The sequence below is a fragment of the Methanobacterium sp. genome (genome assembly GCF_038562635.1).
Classification (GTDB): Archaea; Methanobacteriota; Methanobacteria; order Methanobacteriales; family Methanobacteriaceae; genus Methanobacterium_D.
In genome coordinates this window covers 278983-295874 of the sequence record NZ_JBCFBO010000001.1, presented here as the reverse complement: position 1 = coordinate 295874, position 16892 = coordinate 278983, and the positions used below count along the sequence as shown (strand labels likewise).

Sequence of the window (16892 nt, the reverse complement as noted above, 5' to 3'; positions counted from 1 at the left end):
ATGGGATGGGATAAAAATGGAGCTTAAACATAAAAGAAATGAGGAAGAAAAAACTAGGGAGTATACAGTAACTGTTACTGATAGCGAATTAAATCAATTTAAAGAAATGATGACAGGGCCACTGGATCAAGATTTATTTGCTGTATCTCAAACTTTAACTGATATAGTTGGTAATATGATAGTCCGGAGAATTTTAACTGACTTAACTGAGCTAGATAAATAAAGCTAATAAATAATAAAATCACATTATGGGTTTAAATACTCTACTATTTTAACTGATTTTCTTTTTGTAGTTTAATTATGAAAAAACAACGCCTTATTTTGTATTAACGCGCCTTTTATATATTAAATAACTTAAAATACCTACAAAAACAACTGCAACTATTGCTATATCCCACGTATCAAGATATTCTTTTATAACAGGCCATTTAATACCTAACTGCACTCCCAAATATCCTAAAGTAACTGCAAATGGTACTGTACCTATAAAAGTGTAAATAATGAATTTTTTAAGGCTCATTTTGGCAATTCCAGCTGGCACAGATATAACTCTTCCCATTATGGGTAAAAGTTTGCTTATCAGTACTGCTTCAGGCCCGTATTTTTCAAACCATGCGTCTGCATGTTCAAGTTTATCATGGTCAATAAGTATGTACCTGCCGTATTTTTCCATTAAAGGCCTTCCACCTATATATGCTATAAAATAGATGATTAAAGCACCTGAAACATCTCCTATGATTGCTGCAGCTATTATTCCCCAGAGCGTCATTTTTCCATGTGAAACGGCAACTCCTGCTAAAGGCATTATTATTTCACTTGGAAAAAATGCAGTTCCAATTGCAACACCAAGATAACCAAGGGTTCCAATAAGGTTAACTGCTAAATTACCAAAATAGGTAGCAAGATCTATCATAATGTTGTTTTTTCTCCTCAATTAATTAGTTATTATAAGCTCAAATTTAAGGATTAAAACTTAAACATAAGCTAAATACTTTTAGATATTATTTGAATTATTAATTTTGATACTATAAAACATATGCCTCGGATGATTCCAATTTGCTATTGCGAGAAAATATTTATATAAAAATTTTTTTAAGGTGTTTTACGGATTATTAGATAAAATAAATAACTAAACCATTTAAACAGTTAAAATTAATATTATACAGTTAACATTCTGGATAATTAATGATTTATATTATTATGGATATTAACTGAAATATAATTTATAATAGTGTCTTAAATAATTATTATGCGGTAAATATCCTTTTAAATATAGTTTATGTCCCATGAATTTTGAAATAAGTTCTATAAAACTGTAAATTATAATATAATTTTACAGCTATTTTGATAATTCTCGTGACATACTGCACATTTAACTTATTTAAATATAAAATCATGTGAATATAAAAGCTCTTTATGCTTAAAAAAAGGGGATTATTTAAATTCATTTTTAGTTTATATCTTATCTCTAATTCGGGTGAAGATGCAACTCCAGAAATGACTAAATCCCGTTTAGAGAATAGTGAGACGGATACATTTAAATCAGGGATAATAAATTCAAGTTTTTTATATTATTTGCCGTTATGCGTTATATTGGCCACATTTTTCTTAATTATATGGGCTAGTTATAACATAACTTCTCTAAATTTTATATATCTTGAATTAGTAGTTGGAATTATTGTATTTATTCTATTTCGTCACCAGGCAATGGTTTTACAGAAAAATAAGAATTTATATGGAAATGCAAAAAAAGAGATTGATAATCTTAAATTAACAGAAAGAGCTTTAAAAGAGAATGAACGTACTTTTGAAACTTTAATAAGTAACTTACCAGGGGTGGTTTACAGATGCAGTAATGACCTCAACTGGACAATGGAATTTGTAAGCGATGGTTGTTTGGAATTAACAGGGTATCAATCAGAAGACATCATTATGAATAAAAATGTTTCTTATGTAGATCTAATACATCCTGAAGACCGGAAAATGGTATGGGATACCATTCAAAAAGCCTTAAAAGAAAAAGAACATTTTAAAATTACTTATAAAATAATTACAGCAGATTCAAAAGAAAAACATGTTTGGGAGCAGGGGAAAGGTATATTCTCTCCAGAAGGAGATTTAATTGCACTAGAAGGATTCATAACAGATATTACAAAGCGTAAAAAAGCAGAAACAGATTTTAAAAAGTCAGAACTGTATTACCGGACTATTTTTGAAAATACTGGAACTGCAACATTAATATTTGGGGAAGATACTGTTGTTTCCATTGCAAATAGTGAATTTGAGAAGCTTTCAGGGTATTTAAAAGAAGATATGGAAGGTAAAAAAAGCTGGATAGACCTTATAGCTGAAGAAGACTTAGAAATGGTAAGGAATTATCACAGCTTAAGAAAAATTAGCCCTGAATCAGTCCCTCAAAATTATGAAACTAAATTAATTAATAAAAAAGGCGACATTAAAGATGTCCATGTAACTGTTGCATTAATTCCCAATACTAAAAATCGTGTGGTTTCTTTTTTAGATATAAGTGAACGTAAAAAAGCAGAAGAGTCGTTAAAGGAAAGTGAAAATCGCTACCGTGAATTACTGGAAAATTCTTTTGATGCAGTTGTAATTCATGATGGTAATAACGTTATATCAGCAAATACAGTTGCAATGGAACTTTTATGGATAAAAAGTCCTGAAGAGTTCATGAATATTCCATTAATTGAATTTATACATGGCGAGTACCATAAAACTGTAATGGAACGAGTACAAAAAATGTTAAAAGATGGTGGGACACTCCCACCAATTGAAGAAAAATTTTTACGTGCAGACGGAACACCAATTGATGTTGAAGTTTTAGCAACTGGATTTACCTACAACGGTGAAAATGCTGTTCAAGTTGTTTTTCGTGATATAAGCCACCGAAAAAAAATAGAAAAAGATATTAAAGCATCACTTAAGGAGAAAGAACTCTTTTTAAAAGAAATACATCACCAGGTTAAAAATAATCTGCAGATAATTTCAAGTTTACTCGATCTACAGGGAAATTATGTTGATAACAAAGAAACAGTTAATGTTTTACATGGAAGTAAAGATAGGGTTAAATCAATGGCTATGATTCATGATATGCTTTATCAATCCACTGATCTGGCAGGTATAGATTTTTCAAATTACATAAAAAATCTGGTTCAAGATTTATTTTACTCTTATGGTGTAAAAAACAATATTAAACTTATTATTGATGCAGAAGAAATTTTCTTAAATATTGAAACTGCAATTCCCTGCGGATTAATAATAAACGAACTGGTTTCTAACAGCTTGAAATATGCATTTCCGGATAATAATTCTGGAGAGGTATCTGTAAGGCTTCACATGCATGATAAATATTTGGAACTTATTGTTGCTGATAATGGTATCGGCCTTTCAGAAGATATCAATTTTGAGAATATACAAACGTTAGGTTTGCGGCTGGTGAATATGCTTATAAATCAGTTGGAAGGATCATTAGAATTAGAAAGAGATGGCGGAACAACATTTCGCATAAGATTTAAGGAATTGAAGTATAAAAAAAGGTTTTAAGTGGGAGATTAAATGAAAGAAGAACTTAAGATTATTATACTGGAAGATGTTCAGTATGATGTTGAGTTAATAGAATACGAACTGCGCCGTGAAGGTATAAATTTTACCTCTAAACAGGTAGAAATAGAGGAAAATTTCATTGAGGGGCTTAATTTATTTAAACCCGATGTGATATTGGCCGATCATTCGCTTCCCAAATTTGATGGTGTTTCAGCTTTAGAGATTGCTAAAAAAATAGCCCCTGAAGTTCCATTTATTTTTGTAAGTGGGAAAATAGGTGATGAATTCGCGGTGGACATGTTGAAAAAGGGTGCTACAGATTATGTCTTTAAAAATAACCTTACTAAATTAGTACCAGCAGTTAAAAGAGCCCTTACAGAACGTGATGAGTTAACTGAACTTAAAAAAAGTAAAAGTGAGTTACAAATAGCTTTGCAGGAAAAAGAGATGCTCTTAAAAGAAATTCATCACAGGGTTAAAAATAATCTTATTATGATATCAAATTTACTTGAGCTTCAGTCCCATTATATCAAGGATAAAACGGATTTTAATTTTTTCAGGGAAAGTCAAAATCGAGCAAATTCAATGGCCCTTATACATGAAAGATTTTATCAATCCGCAGATCTTAAAAGCATTGATTTTGGAGAGTATATTTGTACACTGGCAACGGATTTAGTTAGTACATATGTAACTGCTTCCGGACAGATTAACCTGATTACTGATGTGGAAAATATTTTTTTAGATATCGATACTGCAATTCCATTAGGTTTGATATTAAATGAATTACTAACAAACAGCTTGAAATATGCATTCCCCGTTACCTACGGCTGCAGGTCAGCAGATGGAACATCTGCCAGTCAATCTTGTATAATTTCAGAGTCTGTATCTAAAATACCAACCATTACTGTTGTATTCCATAAAATCGGTGATAAATTTGAATTAATCGTTAAAGATAATGGAATAGGATTTCCTAAAGATTTAGACTATAAAAAAACAGGTACATTGGGTTTAGAACTTATTAATAGGATTACAAAACAAATAGATGGAATTATAGAGATGGATGCATCAGAAGGTAGTGAATTTAAAATTACATTTAAAGAATTAGAGATATAAGGAGGCATTCAATGTCTGGCAAAAAAATTATGATAGTTGAAGATGAGGTCATTATGGCAATGGCTGTTGAACAGAAATTAACAGATCTGGGATATAACGTTGTAGACACAGTTGATCGGGGTGAAGAAGCAATCAAACGTGCAAAACAATCACGGCCTGACTTGATATTGATGGATATAGTATTAAAAGGGGATATGGATGGTATTGAAGCTGCACAACATATACGTGATGATTTAGATATTCCGGTTATCTATTTAACAGCATATTCTGATGATGAAATATTAAAACGCGCACGGATAACAGAACCTTATGGATATATGGTTAAACCATTTAGAACAAGTGAAATGAAGGCTCATATTGAAATGGCGCTTTACAAGCATGAATCAGAAAAGAGAAACAGTGAAAACATCAAAAGGAAAATATTGGCGGATTACTATGATTTTGTTTTAACTGCTCTACCCCATTATGCTGAAGCTTCTCAAGAAGAACTTAAAGATATGCTTTTAGACATACTTGAAAAACGGTTAGAAGAAGAATTTAAACCCAGTTTCGATGAAGAAATGGGCGGTGAATTAACCGAGGAGCCGGACGTCCTATTTAAATATTATCTTACATGGTTATCTGATTTATTTAACGGGTTTGGCATACAAAATGAACTCCTGTTTAATGATCAGGGATATTATATAGAATTCTTAAACTGCCCATGGAAAGAGGATGCTAAAAAGAAACATGTTTTTTGCCTTAACTGTTATGCAATACTGAACTCCAGCTTTAAATGGATAGAATTTGAAGGAAATGTAGATCAAAGGACAACCATAGCAGACGGATCTAAATCATGTATTTTCAGATTCAAATAATATTTTTGCCTTTTTATACTTTTAAACAGCATAATATTGCTATTTTAGATAGAACTATTAAATAACCTGCTCCTATTGACTTGCAGGTTATTTTTTTTTCAGTTCTATTTTATATTGATAATTGATCTTTAATTAAGTTTAAATGTTAGTATTTGCCTCTTTTTTGGCTTAAATGGTTTAATAAATTTAAAAATTAAAATAAGGAATAGATAAATATTTATTTTTATGAAAACAAAATGAATCAGTAAATGGTGATTTTTATGAGTCTAGAAAATTTAAAAGGAAAAACAATTAGATTAAGAAAGTCAAGACGCTTTCCAAATAGATTTGATCCATTTGATTGGGTTCCAACTGATGAAAAAAAGTTAGAATCTATTAAAATTATTCATGAGTCATCTAGTGATTTTATAGTGCTTAAGCTCAACAGCATTCTGGATGAAGATAAATCCACGGATCAACTTCGAGAAGAGGATATCGTGTTTAGGGGGTCTTCCCTTGAAGAGTGTGTTGAATATCTGAAATCTCAAAATGTTACTATAAACTTTGTTACATGTTGTTAATTTGTAATCGGCAAATCTAATAATTAGTTTTAGGGGTTTAAGATAGTTTAAATGAATATTAAGACAATAGAAGTAAAATAGATTAAAATTATGGGTTAAAACGAAAAATAATGGATAAAAATGTGTTTAGTATTTTTCTATAAATACTTGGATTTAAATTAGATAGAATATTTGTCTATAAAAGGTGAGCATATGGAGATGGAAAAATTCGTATTAAATAAAGGATCAAACAAGAGAGTTGAAATTATAGACATGACACAGGATATTAATGATATTATAACTAAAAGTAAAATAAAAGATGGTGTGATTAATATATTTGCCAAGCATTCAACTGCTGGAATAGTCATAAATGAAAATGAATCGGGACTGGTGAAAGATTTTCAAAATGCAATAGAGTCTTTAATTCCAGAGAATAATAATTATTTACATGATAGGATAGATAACAATGCGGATTCACATATAAGATCTTTTTTTATTGGAAGTAGTGAAACTATTCCTGTAGAAAATAGTCATTTAAGTTTAGGGACATGGCAGAGTGTTTTTTTCGTTGAACTTGACGGTCCGAGAAATAGAAAATTTGTAATTACAGTTATGGGTAAATAGACTAAACTGTTTATTGTTAATTAAAGTTTTTAAATTGTATTTGTGCTGTATTTGGATAGATTGTAGTTAAAATAAAAAAATAGGAGTAAAATAATTGTTATAAATTATAACCTAAATTTAAGTTCTCAAGAAATTTTCATAGAATTTTTACCATAGTAATATTTCAAAACATTGGAATTTATGGGTATACCCACAGATATCATCTCGTTGTTTTCTGGCGAATTGCATGAAATAACTATCTGGTCCCCATTTATATGGATCTGGTTTATTTTACCAAGATTTTTATCGAAAGGTTCCCCAACAGTATAAATAAGTTCATCTGTTTCTCTTTTATCTTTAATTACAGGATTTTTCAAAATAATTTTTACCCATTTAGCAAATGTCATCTTATTTGCCTCCAAATATGTTATTAATAAATTAACACATAAGGGTATAAAAAGATTACTGTTTAATATGAATTAAAATTTTACTAAAGATAAATGGATAGTAGCGTGTTAATGAATTAAGACATAATGGATAATAATATCATCGTTTAATGATGAATTAAAATTTTACTAAAGATAAATGGATAGTAGCGTGTTAATGAATTAGTACTTAAATGATAAAAAATTACTGTTTAATGCGAAATTAGGTTTTTGATTGAAAATAAAATTAAAAAAGTAGCATTTTTTTTTAATTAATGCATAAAATTACTGCTTAATGATGAATTAGAGCTTTTATTGAAAATAAAATAAAAAAATAGTAATGTATATCTCATCTAAAAAAAGTTAAATAATGAAGTTGTTTAAACCCTTTATTTAAAATAATTCCGAGTTTTTAAACATGATTTCAAATGCAATAACTGGGTATTCCAGGTTGAAGTTGGTTATAACTTCTGGATGGACTTCTCCAAAGTAACCTGTAACATCGATCTTCTCAGATTTCCAGTTAATACTGCCTTTAACTTTTGCACATCTCCCTTTTATAAAAGAAGGATGATTATAATTTTCAATATCCATTTCAAGCCCAAGATTTACGAATAATGCGGCAACTGTAGATTTGATTTCTGTAAAGTTTGCAGTAGAATGAGTTATAGCCCCTGCTAACTTTTTATAATCCTGAGTGCATGTTTCGCATGATTCATCTAAAAATACAACAGTTCCAACTTCAAAAATCTTTTGTGGAAGTTCTTCATGTTTGTTATCTTCTAAAAATTCCATTAACCCCTGTAAGAGGTTCTTTCTTAACATGGTCCTGTCTGTTGATATTGGTTGGGCTACAGTTACACGTTCATCCTCATCAAGCCTCATGTTTTTATAATGCACTTTTTCGCTGGTAAGCATAAGGCTCATTGTTTCAATAAAGCCCATTCCAATTAAAATTTCTCTTAGCACATTGTCAAAAGTTTCACCTTTATCTTCCTCTGCTATGGTTGCAATTTCCGGTAGCTCAGACCCTATTTTTTTAAAGCAGTACCCTATAGCAATATTTTCAATAATATCAACTTCATGTAAAATATCCATTCTGTATGCGGGAATTACAGCTTCAACTATGTCTTCACTTTTAATTTCGGCTCCAATTCTAACTTTTCCAAGGAAATCTACCACATCTTCTGCAGTGAGGTCTATTCCAATTTTCTTTGAAGCATTGCTGACACTTACTTCTTTTTTCTTTGGAGTTAAATCAGGTGTTTGAACCTGCCTGTCTTTATAAATTACATTCATGGACTTTAACTTGCCACCTACCTCGGCAAATGAAGTCATAATGATGTTAAGGGCATAATTTACAGCTTTCTCATCAGTTCCAGTAACATCAACAAGAATATTTTTGGTATTTTCTGTGAGTTTGGTAAGTTCCCCATTGATTATAGGCGGCATTGAAAGCACATCACCGTTAGAATCTATTATAAGAGGATATTTATCGAATTTTTCAAGTAAATGGGCATAATCCTTTCCTTTTTTATGTTCATGCAGTATTTCATTTAAAGCCATCTCTTGAGTACATTCAAGGGGTACAAATGAATCTTTATCTGGATCTGCGGCTTCATAGAAAAAAGGCGGTTTTATAACATCTAAATTGTGAATTCCAATTGCAACTTTTTTCCGGTCCCTTCCTATAACCCAGTGAAGGTCTTCCTGGAATTCCATGACCTGTTTTAACTTATTTCCATTTAGGTCCACTCCTTCAACTATCCCAAAAGCAATATACGGCCTTATATCACCTAAATCAGGATCAACTTCAACATTTATTCCAGAAGGCTCTATTTCATATTCAGGCAGACCTTTTTTCATACCTAAAAATCCTTTAAGTGTCCTAGCAACCCCTTCAACACTTAAATGGTCTGGGCGGTTTGGAAAAAACTCTACTTTAATCTCATTATCATCATAATCTTCTATATCGCTTGAAATCATAGGTAGAAGATCTATTAATTTGTCCTGTTTGATTTCCTTTCCTAAAATTTTATAAAGATCATCATACTCAAATGTTATAACTGGCATTCTGTCATCCTCTAATTTACAATAAGTTAAAATCAATTTAAATGATTACTTAATATTCCTTTAAAACAATTCACTTTTAGTTCATTTATAACTAATCCACTATATGAATTTTTATAAGTTCTATTATTTAAATAAGACTAGACGAATTATATCATATTATTTCCATATTTTTCTATAAAATTAATCAATAATTATAATGAATAACTTAAAAAGTAGGTTGCAGCTAAGTTTAAAACTTGTTTGAATATAACATGAAAATATATGGTTTGAAGGTTATGTTTTATATTTATTTTAAATGGCTGTTTTTCCTATAATGGAGTATTTCAAATTAGTATTCAATCTAACATTTAAGTTCTCTCCTTTAGGTGTTTATAAACTTTGTTTTGACTGATGTATGGATAAACGCCCTGTTGGATGTATAATTTAATATTTGGAATCATTCAGCTTTTTATTAGATTGAAAAAAGTAATGCAAAAAAGAAATAATTTATATAATCCTTTTTTAAACTAGTTACTATGATAATTATTAGTTTTATAGTTGGATTATTTTTTATAACGTATTCATGTTATTTGATTACCAGTAGAGGTAAATTAAGTCATAGAAAATCGTGGGCAGACAAATATCTCAATTACAAATCCAAAAGGAATCTTTACTATATCTTATGTTTGGTACTGGCAATCTGCGGAATTATAATTATATATGCAAGTATAGTATAATTTCAATTTTTTTATAATAATTAACAGTCACATTGTCTCTAAAATGCTATTTTACAGATGTTTATTATTTAAATTGAATGGTTTAAAAAATAATATTAACTAAATTTAAAAAAAGGAAAAAATAGGAGGTTTTTTTTTAACATGCTTTAAATATTTTAATTATTCTGTCATGTTTTTAATGTCTGCAGCAGCTTTTGCAAGTGAGCATTCATCGCTGTGGGTTTCACATTTAAAACATACATTTTCAACCAGATTTTTTAGCGAGTTTTCTGCTTCTTCTTTGCTTACTTCTTTTCCACTTACCCATTTAGGCATTTTTAATCACCATTACAATTTAATGTTAGTACAGAATTATATAGTTAACCGTCATTATAATGTACTAACTACATTTTTGTATTTTGTTTGGCTATATTCTCCCTCTTAAAAAATAGAAAAGATCTGCAACCATCTACTAATTTAGATGTCTGAAACTACTCTAAATTTTAATAAACATTAAAATATGCTGGAAGGGGATGAGCTTAAAAAAGGTTAGAATAAGTATAATTAAATTATCCAATTTTTTAAAATTATAAAATAGTTGTAACTGCATGCTAAGCACTTTAAAAAATTAAAAACACATTTGATATGAACTTAAAAAAACGTTAGATTAAATATAAAAACAAGCAAATCATTCAATTTTTTAAATAAATTTGGTTACCTGTGTACATGCAAATCATTATCTGTCGTTAAATTGTTATTAAACTAAAAGTTTAAAAAAAATAGGCATGTTTTTTATTTGTGATGTTTGTTTTCCCTTAGAAAAAAATCGTACTGATGCTTTATGGATTTATTGTGTATTTTTAGGTGGTTTATGACAGCTTTGTTTCTTGCTGATCCGTGTGTGTGCGAATGGTCTTCTTCTGCAACATGTTGGGCTGCTATTGTTTCAGAAAAGCCTAATGTCGCTAAAGTTATGAGTAGGATGGCTATTATTTTTGTTTTCAAACAACTGCACCTCCACATGTGGTTTTATATAACAAAATTCTTTGACTTGTCTTTATCTATAATTAATACAATAAAAAGCTTTCTCTTAAATATTGAATAATGTTTAGTTAAAAAATAAAATTAATGTATAATGTATATTATATAATTATATAAACTGTATATACTGGTAGTAAAATTTATTTTCATTAACATACTGATCAATTCAAATAATAGTGGAAGTATATTTCATACAACGTTTAATAATGATTTTAATTTTAAAACAGAGTACATATTAATAACATACTAAGTGTTAGGAGTAGTATATGTTTCCACCAATCAATTAAAATAAAATAATTAAATTTTCATGCTTTTAAATTTCTGCAGTGTTTATTATTTGGTAAATACATAAATATATGGTGTTGTGTAACTCACGATTAGGCTGAAAATTTAATTTAATTCAAATTAAATTTTTATACATCAAGTGTAAAGTGAATTCAGCAGATAATAAATTAAATGGGGAGTGTTTAGATAAGAGAGGTAGAAGATTTTAAAAAACAATTATCATTTAATTTAATGGAAAAAGAAGTCATAGAAAAACTTAAAATTCCTCAGGATGTATTTTTGCCTTTACTTTTTTCAATTAAGTTTGGGGGAGATTGGAGCCTTAAAGTAAAATCTACCAATGTCATGGCTATAAAAGAAAAGATCACCCGTTTTGATGAGGAAAAAATGATAGGTTACACCCTTGAAAATGTATTTCTATTTTTAAATCCTGTGATTTTAAATCAGGAAGGTACAATTTACAGGCTTGAAAAATGTGGAAATAAAAAGGAAAGAGAAATTGTAAAAAGACCATATAAGACAACAATTGAGGCCGAATATGCAATAAAAGCTTCACTTAATCCCCTGACTAAAAAAATCAGGCTAAAAAAAGTTGAAGGGCCTTTTAAATTTACAGGTTCAAATGCGTATGGTGTTTCACATGAAATGGAACATCTTTTAGCGGATGAAATCAGCGGAGAACCATTCTTTGAATTTGAATACGAAATCGAGGAATGAAATAGGAGTATATAAACTTAAAATAGATCCTAATGAACATTTGGATTGAAAAATGGGATAAATATTGAATATTGTTTAATTTTAAATGAAAAATAACCTTAATTTACAGCATATATTCACATTTTTTTCTTAAATTATAAACAATTGTTTTAAACCAGTATGCGCAAATTATTTATAGAACCTCTAACCCATTGATAAAATACAAAGAATAGAATTCTAAATGAAATCTCAAATGAGATTTTCAGTGTAACTTTTAAAAAGAAAAATTAGAGGTGATTAATGTGGCACAATTAGGTGGTGGAAACCAACCAATTTTAATATTTCCAGAAGGTACTGATAGATTATTAGGAAGAGACGCTCAAAGAGTAAATATTACCGCAGGGAAACTCCTTGCAGAAACTGTAAGAACTACTTTAGGTCCTAAGGGAATGGACAAAATGCTTGTAGACTCCCTTGGAGATATCGTTGTAACCAACGACGGTGTAACAATATTAAAAGAAATGGATATCGAACACCCTGCAGCTAAAATGCTTGTAGAAGTTGCAAAAACACAGGAAGACGAAGTAGGGGACGGAACAACAACAGCAGTAATCATAGCTGGAGAATTACTCAAAAAAGCAGAAGGATTACTGGACCAGGACATACACCCAACTGTTGTAGCTAACGGTTACAGGCAGGCAGCAGAAAAAGCTCAAGAATTATTAAACTTAATATCATTTGAGGCTGACGACCGTGATACTCTCCTTAAAGTTGCAATGACTGCAATGACAGGTAAAGGATCCGAAGCTGCAAGAGAACCACTGGCAGAACTCGTTGTTGACGCTGTAAGACAGGTTGAAGAAGATGGAGAAGTAGACACTGATAACATAAATATTCAGAGGATTTCAGGAGAATCTGTCAACGAATCAATGATAGTAAACGGTGTTGTTGTAGACAAAGGCAGGACTGACCCCGGAATGCCAAAACAGATCGAAGATGCTAAAATAGCACTTGTTAAATACCCAATTGAAGTAAAAGACCTTGAAACTGATGCTAAAATAAGTTTAACAGACCCTGCTCAAATGCAGGCATTCATTGAAAATGAAGAACAGATGATCAGGGACATGGTAGATAAAATAATTGCATCCGGTGCAAATGTTTTATTCTGTCAAAAAGGTATCGATGACCTTGCACAGCACTACCTCACAAGAAACGGCATATATGCAATTAGAAGGGTTAAAAAATCCGACATGAGCAGGATCGAAAAAGCAACTGGCGCTACAGTTGTAACTAACATCGATGACTTAAAACCAGAAGATTTAGGAGAAGCTGGTCTCGTATACGAGAAGAAAATATTCGATGAAGTTTTAACATTCATAGAAGACTGCAGAGACCCTAAAGCTGTTTCTTTAATACTCAGGGGAAGTACAAAACACGTTGCAGAAGAAATTGAAAGAGCAGTTGAAGACGCAATTGGTGTTGTCGCATCCACAGTAGAAGATAAAAAGGTTGTTGCTGGTGGAGGAGCTCCTGAAATAGCAATATCCAAAGGATTAAAAGAATACGCTGACACAATCAGTGGCAGAGAACAGTTAGCTGTTGCAGCATTTGCAGAAGCTCTAGAAGTTGTTCCAAAAACACTCGCTGAAAACGCAGGTTTAGACAGCATTGACGCTCTTGTAGACTTAAGAGCAGCACACGAAAAATCATTCTACATAGGATTAGATGTTTTCGCTGGAGAAGTAGTTGATATGTACCAGGCTGGTGTTGTTGAACCACAAAGAGTTAAAAAACAGGCTATACAGTCCGCAGCAGAAGCTACTGAAATGATCCTCCGTATTGACGACGTTATCGCTACCAAAGGTACCGGTGCCGCACCTGATATGGGAGGTATGGGCGGAATGCCTGGTGGAATGCCACCAATGATGTAATAAACATCATTTACTTTTTTTTATTTTTTGAAATTATTGATTAATAGGCTGCTATTTCTAAATAAATTGATCTATAAATTTTATATATAACTAAATGCGAAATATTATGTGCATTAATGTTAATTTTAAGAAATTTTGTTTTAAAACAGTTTGATTGTACGACATCTTTCTTTATTTAACTTAGTCTAAAAATAAGAGTATTAATATATGTAAATAGAGAATGAATATTATATCATAAAATATGGGTTAATCAAAATGATAGAATACGTTTTTGGTCTGGCAGTAAGGGTTCTCTTAACTGATGAGAAGGGTAAAATTTTAATTATCAAACGTTCCACAAGTTCTAAAACTAACCCTGGAAAATGGGAACTTCCTGGAGGAAAAGTAGATTCCGGTGAATCTTTTGACCAGGCCCTCAGAAGAGAAGTCTACGAAGAAACTAATTTAAAGATTAAGTTAGATCATGTTGTAGGGGTTTGTGAGCAGAATTTACCGCTAATAAGGGCCATTCACATTGTAATGTCTGGTGAAATTATAGATGGTTACCTCAATTTAAGCAGTGAACATGAAGGCTATGCATGGGTATTTTTTGAAGACCTTCACGATTATGAACTGGCAGATTGGCTCAATGATTTTGTAATTAACCGAAATAAAGCATATAACAATTATGATGAAGAAAATAAAAATACCGCCAGTACTAATAAAAACAGTACTAAAGAAGCATTAAAGCCCTGGTTAAATCCTATTAAAGATTCAGTAGATAAAATGCTGGGTAAAAAATAGATTTTTATTTTTGATTTTATTAAATAATTTATAAAACATGTGATGCTTACTTTAAAGCAGTTTTTTTGTTAATTTTAGAGTCTATTTTTATTTTCACATTCAACTATTTTTTAATTAATATTTTAACCCGTGGATAATTATTATTTAATCTTAATATTTGTCATGATTAATCAATATTTATAATGATTAATAATAGTAAAATATAAATATCAATAAAAACTTATTAATCACCATACTTTGAAAAACCTCGAAATTGAAAGTTTGGGGGTATAAAAATTTTTATAACCCTCAAAGCTGAAAGTTTGGGGGGTATAAAAATTAAAAATTTTTATAACCTCGAAAACTTTTTTTCGAGTGAAACAAAAAAGTGGTGAAAAAAGTTATGAGACATGATACAGATGTCCTGCTGAACGAAGAAAGGGTTTTCAAACCAGGCCAAGAAATAGTTGATGTACTGCACGTGAAAGACTGGGAATTAGAAATTGAAAAAGGAAAAGATATTGAGAAATACTGGGCAGAAAAGGCAGAACAATTTGTATGGTTTAAAAAGTGGGATAAAATACTTGATGATAGTAATGAACCGTTTTACAAGTGGTTTGTAAACGGTAAAATCAACATGGCATATAATGCCGTGGATAGATGGATTGATACTGACAAAAGAAACCAGGTTGCAGTTTTATACGTAAATGAAAGAGGACATGAGAAAAAATTAACATATTATGAGCTGTACCGGGAAGTAAACAAATTTGCAAATGCGCTTAAAAATTTAGGTGTTAAAAAAGGAGACGTAGTTTCAACGTATCTCCCAATGTGTCCAGAACTCATGGTTGCACTGCTTGCTTGTACTAAAATAGGAGCAATACACAGTGTTGTTTATTCGGGATTAAGTGTAGGATCTTTTGTTGAAAGAATAAATGATTGTAATGCAAAAATTTTGATAACTGCAGACGGGACATTTAGAAGAGGGAAAATTATAGACTTAAAAAGAGTATCAGATGAAGCGATGCTGCAGTGCCCGACTGTTGAGACTGTAGTTGTGGTAAAACACACTGGAATCCCTATAGAAATGTCTGAGTTAAGTGGAAGAGAAATATTTTACGAAACACTTATTGAAGGAGAACCAGCTGAACTGGAAGCAGAGGAAATGGATGCTGAAGATCCGTTATTTATCCTTTATACTTCTGGAAGTACAGGGAAACCTAAAGGAGTTCTGCATACAACCGCAGGATACATGGTAGGGGTAGCAACAACGCTTAAAAATGTATTCAATATTCATGATGGAGATTTATGGTGGTGTACAGGAGATATTGGATGGATAACAGGGCACAGTTTCTTACTCTACGGGCCGCTTCTTTTAGGTACAACAACTCTTGTATATGAAGGAGCACCTGACTACCCAAATCCTGGAGCATGGTGGGGTGTTGTTGAAAAATACGGTGTAACAAAACTTTATACAGCTCCAACTGCAATAAGACACCTTATGAGATTCGGAAGCAAATATCCTAACCTCTACAACCTTTCATCACTAAAAATCCTTGGAACCGTCGGAGAACCAATAAACCCTGAAGCGTGGATGTGGTTTTACAAAAATGTAGGAAAAGAAAAATGCCCTATTATGGATACATGGTGGCAGACTGAAACTGGGATGCATATGATTTCCCCATTACCTATAGCTCCACTTAAACCTGGTTCAGCTACAAGGGCATTGCCTGGTGTCGATGCGGATGTAGTTGATGATGAGGGAAACCCTGTGCCTGTCGGAAAAGGCGGGCTTTTAGTAATCAAAAAACCGTGGCCTGCAATGTTTAGAACACTTTACAATGATGAAGAGAAATTTATTAACACATACTGGAAGGAAGTTCCAGGATGTGTATATACGGCAGGAGATATAGCAAGGAAAGATAAAGACGGATATTTCTGGATCCAGGGAAGATCAGATGACGTCTTAAAAATTGCAGGGCACAGAATAGGTACTTCTGAGGTTGAATCTGCATTTGTAAGCCATCCTGCAGTGGTAGAAGCAGCAGTCATTGGTAAATCAGATCCAATAAAAGGAGAAGTAATTAAAGCATTTGTAATATTAAAAGAAGGATACCAGCTTAAAACCCAATTGATTGAAGATTTAAGCAGACATGTAAGGTATGAATTAGGTCCTGTTGCTGTTTTAGGCCAGATTACACAGGTAGATTCACTCCCAAAAACAAGAAGTGGAAAGATCATGAGAAGAGTTTTAAGGGCAAGAGACAGGGGAGAAGACGTAGGAGATATTTCAACGCTTGAAGAATAA

At 31.3% G+C, this 16892-nt stretch carries 15 protein-coding genes; 10 read left to right on the top strand and 5 right to left on the bottom strand.

Annotated features, from left to right (window positions below):
- Window positions 1-16 precede the first annotated feature (16 nt).
- Window positions 17-223, top strand: coding sequence for a hypothetical protein (locus AAGU07_RS01410; RefSeq protein WP_342457433.1), 207 nt, complete (start codon window positions 17-19; stop codon window positions 221-223).
- A 93-nt stretch (window positions 224-316) separates the two neighbouring features.
- On the opposite strand, the gene AAGU07_RS01405 is transcribed toward AAGU07_RS01410, so the two are convergent.
- Window positions 317-913: a DedA family protein gene (locus AAGU07_RS01405; RefSeq protein ID WP_342457432.1), complete on the bottom strand. Its 597-nt coding sequence runs from the start codon at window positions 911-913 to the stop codon at window positions 317-319.
- 503 nt (window positions 914-1416) lie between these two features.
- On the opposite strand from AAGU07_RS01405, the gene AAGU07_RS01400 reads away from it, so the two are divergent.
- From AAGU07_RS01400 to AAGU07_RS01380, 5 genes are all read left to right on the top strand, one after another.
- Entirely contained in the window at window positions 1417-3564 is a 2148-nt protein-coding gene (locus AAGU07_RS01400; RefSeq protein ID WP_342457431.1) for a PAS domain S-box protein, read from the top strand.
- A gap of 12 nt (window positions 3565-3576) precedes the next feature.
- A complete protein-coding gene (locus AAGU07_RS01395) occupies window positions 3577-4677 on the top strand; it encodes a histidine kinase dimerization/phosphoacceptor domain -containing protein (protein ID WP_342457430.1) in 1101 nt (366 codons plus the stop codon).
- Between the two features lie 11 nt (window positions 4678-4688).
- Window positions 4689-5534 (top strand): methanogen output domain 1-containing protein, encoded by an 846-nt coding sequence (locus AAGU07_RS01390; RefSeq protein WP_342457429.1) that lies wholly within the window; start codon window positions 4689-4691, stop codon window positions 5532-5534.
- Window positions 5535-5794: 260 nt separating this feature from the next.
- Window positions 5795-6094: a hypothetical protein gene (locus tag AAGU07_RS01385; RefSeq protein WP_342457428.1), complete on the top strand. Its 300-nt coding sequence runs from the start codon at window positions 5795-5797 to the stop codon at window positions 6092-6094.
- Window positions 6095-6286: 192 nt separating this feature from the next.
- Window positions 6287-6697 (top strand): secondary thiamine-phosphate synthase enzyme YjbQ, encoded by a 411-nt coding sequence (locus tag AAGU07_RS01380; RefSeq protein WP_342457427.1) that lies wholly within the window; start codon window positions 6287-6289, stop codon window positions 6695-6697.
- Window positions 6698-6822: 125 nt separating this feature from the next.
- Here the strand turns inward: AAGU07_RS01380 and AAGU07_RS01375 are convergent, their stop codons facing one another.
- From AAGU07_RS01375 to AAGU07_RS01360, 4 genes are all read right to left on the bottom strand, one after another.
- The gene (locus AAGU07_RS01375) at window positions 6823-7083 is read right to left on the bottom strand and encodes a hypothetical protein (protein WP_342457426.1); all 261 of its coding nucleotides are present in this window, start codon (window positions 7081-7083) and stop codon (window positions 6823-6825) included.
- Between the two features lie 411 nt (window positions 7084-7494).
- Window positions 7495-9174 (bottom strand): phenylalanine--tRNA ligase subunit beta, encoded by a 1680-nt coding sequence (pheT, locus tag AAGU07_RS01370; protein ID WP_342457425.1) that lies wholly within the window; start codon window positions 9172-9174, stop codon window positions 7495-7497.
- An 875-nt stretch (window positions 9175-10049) separates the two neighbouring features.
- Entirely contained in the window at window positions 10050-10205 is a 156-nt protein-coding gene (locus tag AAGU07_RS01365) for a hypothetical protein (protein WP_342457424.1), read from the bottom strand.
- Between the two features lie 456 nt (window positions 10206-10661).
- Complete coding sequence (locus AAGU07_RS01360; protein ID WP_342457423.1) at window positions 10662-10874, bottom strand: hypothetical protein; 213 nt, start codon at window positions 10872-10874, stop codon at window positions 10662-10664.
- A gap of 552 nt (window positions 10875-11426) precedes the next feature.
- Between AAGU07_RS01360 and AAGU07_RS01355 the strand changes: the two genes are divergently transcribed.
- The 4 genes from AAGU07_RS01355 to acs all read left to right on the top strand — a co-directional run bounded on the left by AAGU07_RS01355 (window position 11427) and on the right by acs (window position 16892).
- Window positions 11427-11912: a RimK/LysX family protein gene (locus tag AAGU07_RS01355; protein WP_342457422.1), complete on the top strand. Its 486-nt coding sequence runs from the start codon at window positions 11427-11429 to the stop codon at window positions 11910-11912.
- 281 nt (window positions 11913-12193) lie between these two features.
- On the top strand, window positions 12194-13822 hold the full coding sequence (gene thsA / locus AAGU07_RS01350) for a thermosome subunit alpha (RefSeq protein WP_342457421.1): 1629 nt from the start codon (window positions 12194-12196) through the stop codon (window positions 13820-13822).
- Window positions 13823-14077: 255 nt separating this feature from the next.
- On the top strand, window positions 14078-14605 hold the full coding sequence (locus tag AAGU07_RS01345; RefSeq protein WP_342457420.1) for an NUDIX domain-containing protein: 528 nt from the start codon (window positions 14078-14080) through the stop codon (window positions 14603-14605).
- A 382-nt stretch (window positions 14606-14987) separates the two neighbouring features.
- Window positions 14988-16892 carry an acetate--CoA ligase gene (acs, locus tag AAGU07_RS01340; protein WP_342457419.1) on the top strand — a complete coding sequence of 635 codons (1905 nt, stop codon included), beginning with the start codon at window positions 14988-14990 and terminating at the stop codon, window positions 16890-16892.

Excerpts from the sequence above, each read along its gene's own strand:
- AAGU07_RS01410 (WP_342457433.1), top strand. The coding sequence starts at position 17 with ATGGAGCTTAAACATAAAAGAAATGAGGAAGAAAAAACTAGGGAGTAT.
- AAGU07_RS01405 (WP_342457432.1), bottom strand. The coding sequence starts at position 913 with ATGATAGATCTTGCTACCTATTTTGGTAATTTAGCAGTTAACCTTATT.
- AAGU07_RS01400 (WP_342457431.1), top strand. The coding sequence starts at position 1,417 with ATGCTTAAAAAAAGGGGATTATTTAAATTCATTTTTAGTTTATATCTT.
- AAGU07_RS01395 (WP_342457430.1), top strand. The coding sequence starts at position 3,577 with ATGAAAGAAGAACTTAAGATTATTATACTGGAAGATGTTCAGTATGAT.
- AAGU07_RS01390 (WP_342457429.1), top strand. The coding sequence starts at position 4,689 with ATGTCTGGCAAAAAAATTATGATAGTTGAAGATGAGGTCATTATGGCA.
- AAGU07_RS01385 (WP_342457428.1), top strand. The coding sequence starts at position 5,795 with ATGAGTCTAGAAAATTTAAAAGGAAAAACAATTAGATTAAGAAAGTCA.
- AAGU07_RS01380 (WP_342457427.1), top strand. The coding sequence starts at position 6,287 with ATGGAGATGGAAAAATTCGTATTAAATAAAGGATCAAACAAGAGAGTT.
- AAGU07_RS01375 (WP_342457426.1), bottom strand. The coding sequence starts at position 7,083 with ATGACATTTGCTAAATGGGTAAAAATTATTTTGAAAAATCCTGTAATT.
- pheT (WP_342457425.1), bottom strand. The coding sequence starts at position 9,174 with ATGCCAGTTATAACATTTGAGTATGATGATCTTTATAAAATTTTAGGA.
- AAGU07_RS01365 (WP_342457424.1), bottom strand. The coding sequence starts at position 10,205 with ATGCCTAAATGGGTAAGTGGAAAAGAAGTAAGCAAAGAAGAAGCAGAA.
- AAGU07_RS01355 (WP_342457422.1), top strand. The coding sequence starts at position 11,427 with ATGGAAAAAGAAGTCATAGAAAAACTTAAAATTCCTCAGGATGTATTT.
- AAGU07_RS01345 (WP_342457420.1), top strand. The coding sequence starts at position 14,078 with ATGATAGAATACGTTTTTGGTCTGGCAGTAAGGGTTCTCTTAACTGAT.
- acs (WP_342457419.1), top strand. The coding sequence starts at position 14,988 with ATGAGACATGATACAGATGTCCTGCTGAACGAAGAAAGGGTTTTCAAA.